General features: G+C 63.4%; 7 protein-coding genes. 3 read left to right on the forward strand and 4 right to left on the reverse strand.

All coding sequences use genetic code 11. The annotated features are described in order from the left end of the window. The 4 genes from dnaQ to VDP82_RS13150 all read right to left on the reverse strand — a co-directional run. Window positions 1-525 (reverse strand): DNA polymerase III subunit epsilon (dnaQ, locus tag VDP82_RS13135; RefSeq protein WP_323015297.1); only part of this gene is annotated, 525 nt, incomplete at its 3' end. Then, window positions 522-1,118 carry a dephospho-CoA kinase gene (gene coaE, locus VDP82_RS13140; RefSeq protein ID WP_323015298.1) on the reverse strand — a complete coding sequence of 199 codons (597 nt, stop codon included), beginning with the start codon at window positions 1,116-1,118 and terminating at the stop codon, window positions 522-524. The genes coaE and dnaQ, both read right to left, overlap by 4 nt. Before the next feature lie 2 nt (window positions 1,119-1,120). Continuing rightward, window positions 1,121-1,957, reverse strand: coding sequence for a shikimate dehydrogenase (locus VDP82_RS13145; protein WP_323015303.1), 837 nt, complete (start codon window positions 1,955-1,957; stop codon window positions 1,121-1,123). Continuing rightward, window positions 1,948-2,541: a Maf family protein gene (locus VDP82_RS13150; protein ID WP_323015299.1), complete on the reverse strand. Its 594-nt coding sequence runs from the start codon at window positions 2,539-2,541 to the stop codon at window positions 1,948-1,950. Before VDP82_RS13150 ends, VDP82_RS13145 begins: the two co-directional genes overlap by 10 nt. 439 nt (window positions 2,542-2,980) lie before the next feature. Here VDP82_RS13150 and hemE point away from each other — a divergent pair, with 439 nt between their 5' ends. From hemE to rho, 3 genes are all read left to right on the forward strand, one after another. Then, a complete protein-coding gene (gene hemE, locus VDP82_RS13155) occupies window positions 2,981-4,006 on the forward strand; it encodes a uroporphyrinogen decarboxylase (RefSeq protein ID WP_323015300.1) in 1,026 nt (341 codons plus the stop codon). Between the two features lie 11 nt (window positions 4,007-4,017). Continuing rightward, complete coding sequence (gene hemJ / locus VDP82_RS13160) at window positions 4,018-4,443, forward strand: protoporphyrinogen oxidase HemJ (protein WP_323015301.1); 426 nt, start codon at window positions 4,018-4,020, stop codon at window positions 4,441-4,443. Between the two features lie 212 nt (window positions 4,444-4,655). Beyond that, window positions 4,656-5,580, forward strand: a 925-nt coding sequence (rho, locus tag VDP82_RS13165) for a transcription termination factor Rho (RefSeq protein WP_323015302.1), incomplete at its 3' end; no start/stop codon positions are given.

Genomic DNA, 5,580 nt, shown 5'->3' on the forward strand with positions numbered 1-5,580 from the left:
CGCCAGGCTCACCTGCTTGCCGCCGATCAATTCGAGATAGACTTCGGCCAGGATCTCGCTGTCGAGCAGCGCGCCATGCAGGGTGCGGCGGGAATTGTCGATGCCGTAGTGCTTGCACAGGGCATCCAGGCTCACCCGGGCGCCGGGATGTTTTTCACGCGCCAGCATCACCGTATCGATGACCGGATTGACCAGACGCGGCTGGCCGACCTTTTCCAGCTCGAAATTGAGAAAGCCCATATCGAAGGGGGCATTGTGGATGATGAGCTGCGCATCGCCCAGAAAGGCGCGGAATTCATCGGCGATCTGGGCAAAAAGCGGCTTGTCGGCCAGGAACTCATCGCCCAGGCCATGCACGCGGAAGGCCTCTTCGGGCATGGAGCGCTGGGGATTGATATAGGCGTGATAATGCTGGCCGGTGGGAATATGATTGATGAGCTCGACGCAGCCGATCTCGACCAGCCGGTCTCCCGAGCTCGCCGACAGGCCGGTGGTTTCGGTATCGAGCACGATCTCGCGGTTCATCCGTTCCCATCCCCGTTTCTGAGCCGCGCCACCAGGCCGGCCACGTCCGCCGCCGTCTCCGCGATGCCCTTGCCGGTATCGAAAAGCCAGGTGGCCCGGCGCTTCTTTTCGGCTTGAGGCATTTGACGGGCAAGAATGGTTTCCAGCTTATCCACACTCATGCCCGGCCGGGCCAGGGCGCGCTGACGCTGCACGGCCTCGTCCACAAAGGTGACCGCCACGCCGTCAAAGCCATAGTCATGACCGCTCTCGAACAGCAGCGGCACCTCCACCACCGCCAGGGGATGGCCCCTGGCTTCGGCCTCATCGAGGAATTGGGCGATGCGGGCGCGGACCATGGGATGGACCACCGCCTCGAGCCGGGCAAAGCCGGAGGGATCCTTGGCGAGGCGCCGGGACAGGGCAGCGCGGTCGATAACGCCCTTCTTGGCCACGCCGGGAAAAAGTGCCGAGACCGGCTCCACCGCCGCGCCGGCATAAAGTTCGGCCACCGCCTCGTCGGCGGAAAACACCGGCACGCCCAGATCGGCAAAGGCCTTGAGCACCGTGGATTTGCCGGTGGCGATCGAGCCGGTCATGCCGATGCGATGCATGCTCACCCCTCCAGGGTCGCCTCAATGCGGGCCCGCAGGTCAGGCGTCACCTCGGGACGGACGCCGAACCAGTGCTCGAAGCCGGGCACGGCCTGGTGCAGCAGCATGCCCAACCCGTCGATCCCGCGCAGGCCGCGGGCCCGGGCATCGGCCAGAAGCGGGGTTTCGAGGGGAGAATAGACGATATCGCTCACCACGGCATCCTCGGGCAGGCGCGCCAGATCGAGCCCTTCGAAGCGCGTGCCATGCATGCCCACGGAACTGGTGTTGACCACCAGCCGGCAGAAGGGGGCGGTGATGGAAAAATCGGAATATTCATGCGGCTGGATGCCCGGCCCCAGTTCGTCCGCCAGCCGTATGGCGGTTTCCAGCGTGCGGTTGAACAGGTGAATGGTGCCGACCCTGCGGCTTTTGAGCGCCACGAGAACGGCGCGCGCCGCGCCGCCCGCGCCCAGGACGGCGACATCGGGCTCATTTTCGTCCCAGCCGGGCGCACCGGCATCGAGATTGCCCAGAAAACCGAGATAGTCGGTATTGGTGCCTTGGACCCTGCCATCGGCGACGACCAGCGTGTTGACCGCGCCAATGGTTCGGGCGAGCGGATCGACCGCATCGCACAGGGCAAAGACCGCTTCCTTGTGTGGGATGGTGACATTGCCGCCGGCAAATTCGCCGCTGCGCAGACGCACGAAGAAATCGGCGAGCGCGGCCGGAGGCACATCGATGGCCTCATAGCTGCCATCGATGCCATATTGGGCGAGCCAGGTGCCATGGATCAGCGGCGAGCGCGAATGGGCGATGGGATGGCCGATGACGAAAGCCTTGCGGGTCACTGCAATGTCTCGGGAGCGAAGCTGCGCAGAGCGGCGAGAAGCGACAGGAGCGGCAGGCCCAGAATGGTGAAATAGTCGCCGCTGACGGTTTCGAAAAGCCGGATAGAGGGCCCTTCGAGGCGATAACCGACCACCGAGGTCAGCGCCGCTTCGCCCTCCCGGGCCAGCACATCGTCGCGTTCGGCGGGAGAAAAATCGCGCATGGTCAACTCGGCCGTATCCACATCGGACCAGACCAGCTCGCCCTTGCAGACCAGGGCGACGCCGGCATGCAGGCGATGGGTCTTGCCGCGCAGCCGTTCGAGCTGGTCGATGGCGGCGGCGCGGTCGGCCGGCTTGTGCAAAAGCGCCGGGCCCAGCCCCAGGGTCTGGTCGGCCCCGATCACGATGGCGTCGGGATGGTGCGCGGCAACCGCTTCGGCCTTGCGGCGGGCCAGGAGCAGCGCCACGTCGCGGCCATCGGCTCCCGCCTCGATCGCCTCGGTTTCCAACAGGCGTTCGTCGATTTCGGCCGGCACCAGGGAAAAATCCAGCCCCGCCTGCTCAAGCAGGGCTTTGCGGGTGGGACTGCGGGAAGCAAGGATCAGCATGGAGCCATGTTTTCCACACTGTCCTCCCCAGCTCAAGCCCGAGGCTGTGGGAATGACTCACGACTTTGGACGAAAGCCAAATCTGTTCGACCTGTTCGAAAAATGATTAACAGATCGTTTCCATGGCTGTTCCAGCCGGGCTGTGGATGATTGCGTGGAAAAGCAGAAAGGCGGCAAATGCCCTCGCGCAAGGCTTTTTCACAGGCGTGGACGAATCATTGACTCGGCAATCGCCCGGTTAACGCTTCGTTAACCTTTTCGGCGCGGCGGGGAAGCGAGCTGTCCATAGCGGTGCTTAACGATCCGTTAACCCCTGCCTGTGCGCTTGTGCCGCCACGGGGGCAATTGTGGATGGCGATGAATGCGCTAAAAGCACTGCCATGATGATAAAGATACCAAGCAAGAAAGAGTCTTTTGGTGTTTGGAAGGGAGTGACCCGATGAGCTTGAAACCCCTCCTGGCCACCTTAAGGGGCGAGAAGCTGGCGCGGCCGCCGATCTGGATCATGCGTCAGGCCGGCCGCTATCTACCCGAATATAGAGAGGTCCGCGCCAAGGCCGGAACTTTCCTCGATCTGTGCTACACGCCCGACCTTGCCGTGGAAGTGACCTTGCAGCCGCTGCGGCGCTTCGATCTCGACGCGGCGATCCTGTTTTCCGACATTCTGGTCATCCCCGATGCGTTGGGCCAGAAAGTGCGCTTCGAAGTGGGCGAAGGCCCGCTGCTCGAGCCGGTGACGGCAGCGAGCATTGCCGCGCTCCAGCCGGAACGCGTGGTGGAACGGCTGGCGCCGGTGCTGGAGACGGTCAAGCGCCTTCGCGCTGCCCTGGCGCCGGACAAGACCCTGATCGGCTTTTGCGGTTCGCCCTGGACCGTGGCTACCTATATGATCGGCGGACGCGGCTCGCCCGACCAGGCGGCGGCACGGCTGTTCGCCCTGCGCGAGCCGCAGGCCTTCGCCGCCCTGATGGAGATGCTGGTCGCATCCAGCGTGGATTATCTGGTGGCGCAATTGCAGGCCGGCGCGGATGTGGTGCAGCTTTTCGAAAGCTGGGCGCTCAATCTGGACGACGAGAATTTTGCCAGCCATGTGATCGAGCCCAATCGCCGCATCGTGGAGGGCGTGCGCCAGAAGGTTCCGGGCGCGCCGATCATCGGCTTCCCGCGCGGCGCGGCGGGGAATCTGGCGCGCTATGCCGCCCAGACGGGAGTCGATGCGCTGGGGCTCGATTATGCCACGCCGCTCGAGTTCGCCCGCACCCATTTGCCGGCCGCCCTGCCGGTGCAGGGTAATCTCGATCCCCTGCGGTTGGTGGCCGGGGGCGATCAATTGGACCGGCGGGTCGATGCCATCATCGCCGCCTTCGCCGATCGGCCGCATATCTTCAATCTGGGTCATGGCATCGTGCCGGACACCCCGATTGCCCATGTCGAGCGCCTGGTAAACCGGGTCAAGGCCGGCTGAGGGAGACGGAAATGGAATGGGTCAAGGCGCTGCACGTGATCGCGGTGATCGCCTGGATGGCGGGGATGATGTATCTGCCCCGGCTCTTTGTCTATCACGCCGATGCCCCCGTCGGTTCGGAGCGGAGCGAAACCTTCAAGGTGATGGAGCGGCGGCTCTATCGCGGTATTACCACCCCGGCGATGGTGGCCACCTGGATTTTCGGGCTGTGGATGGCCTTCGGCTTCGGCGTGATCGATTTCAGCCAGGGCTGGATGTGGCTCAAGGCAGCGGCGGTGATCGGGCTGAGCGGCATTCACGGCTATTTCGGCGCGCTGCTGAAGGCCTTCCAGCAGGACCGGAACACCAGGCCCGCGCGTTTCTTCCGCGCCATCAACGAAATTCCCTTCGTTTTCGCCATCGTCATCGTCATCGCGGTGATCGTGCGGCCGTTCTGACGCGATTGCGGCGGACAAAAACAGGGGGCGCGGTCCCCTGTTTCACGTGAATCTGGCTATCCCGCTGCGGTTTGCGGCTTGAAAATGGGGCCGGATCAGGCTAAAGGGCGAAAAAGCATCCCCAAAACAATTGCAGGCCAGCCCCGGTCGCTGCGGTGCTTTCCCCCCGGTTCTGCCGTCTTTCAGATTTCCCTCAAGGGTTTATTCGCTACATGCAGAATATGAAGCTCAGTGAGCTCAAGGCCAAATCCCCGGCCGAACTATTGGTGTTCGCCGAAGAACACGCGGTCGAGAACGCCTCGACCATGCGCAAACAGGAATTGATGTTTGCCATCCTCAAGGAACTGGCTGCCCAGGAAGTGGACATCACCGGGGAAGGGGTGGTGGAGGTCCTGCCGGACGGCTTTGGCTTCCTGCGCTCGCCCGATGCCAATTATCTGCCCGGGCCCGACGATATCTATGTCAGCCCCTCCCAGATCCGCCGCTTCGGGCTGAGGACCGGCGACACGGTGGAAGGCCAGATCCGCTCGCCCAAGGATGGCGAGCGCTATTTTGCCCTGCTCAAGGTCAATTCGATCAATTTCGAGGACCCCGAAGCCGTCCGCCACAAGGTCAATTTCGACAATCTGACCCCGCTCTATCCCGAGGAGCGGCTGCGCATGGAACTGCCCGATCCCACGCTCAAGGATCGTTCGGCCCGCATCCTCGATCTGGTGGCCCCTTTGGGCAAGGGGCAGCGCGCGTTGATTGTTGCGCCACCACGCACCGGTAAGACGGTATTGTTGCAAAATATTGCACAATCTATCGCCACCAACCATCCCGAATGCTATCTCATCGTGCTGCTGATCGACGAGCGGCCGGAAGAAGTGACCGACATGCAGCGCTCGGTGCGCGGCGAGGTGATTTCCTCCACCTTCGACGAGCCGGCCAGCCGCCACGTTCAGGTGGCCGAAATGGTCATCGAAAAGGCCAAGCGCTTGGTGGAGCACAAGCGCGACGTGGTGATTCTGCTCGATTCCATCACCCGCCTGGGCCGGGCCTACAACACCGTGGTGCCGTCCTCGGGCAAGGTGCTGACCGGTGGCGTGGACGCCAACGCCCTGCAACGCCCCAAGCGCTTCTTCGGCGCGGCGCGCA

Origin of the sequence: Devosia sp. (assembly GCF_034675085.1) — a bacterium.
Classification (GTDB): domain Bacteria; phylum Pseudomonadota; class Alphaproteobacteria; order Rhizobiales; family Devosiaceae; genus Devosia.

What these genes read in the sequence shown, in the direction of transcription:
- coaE (WP_323015298.1), bottom strand. Translation starts at nt 1,118, where the DNA reads ATGCATCGCATCGGCATGACCGGCTCGATCGCCACCGGCAAATCCACG.
- VDP82_RS13150 (WP_323015299.1), bottom strand. Translation starts at nt 2,541, where the DNA reads ATGCTGATCCTTGCTTCCCGCAGTCCCACCCGCAAAGCCCTGCTTGAG.
- hemE (WP_323015300.1), top strand. Translation starts at nt 2,981, where the DNA reads ATGAGCTTGAAACCCCTCCTGGCCACCTTAAGGGGCGAGAAGCTGGCG.
- hemJ (WP_323015301.1), top strand. Translation starts at nt 4,018, where the DNA reads ATGGAATGGGTCAAGGCGCTGCACGTGATCGCGGTGATCGCCTGGATG.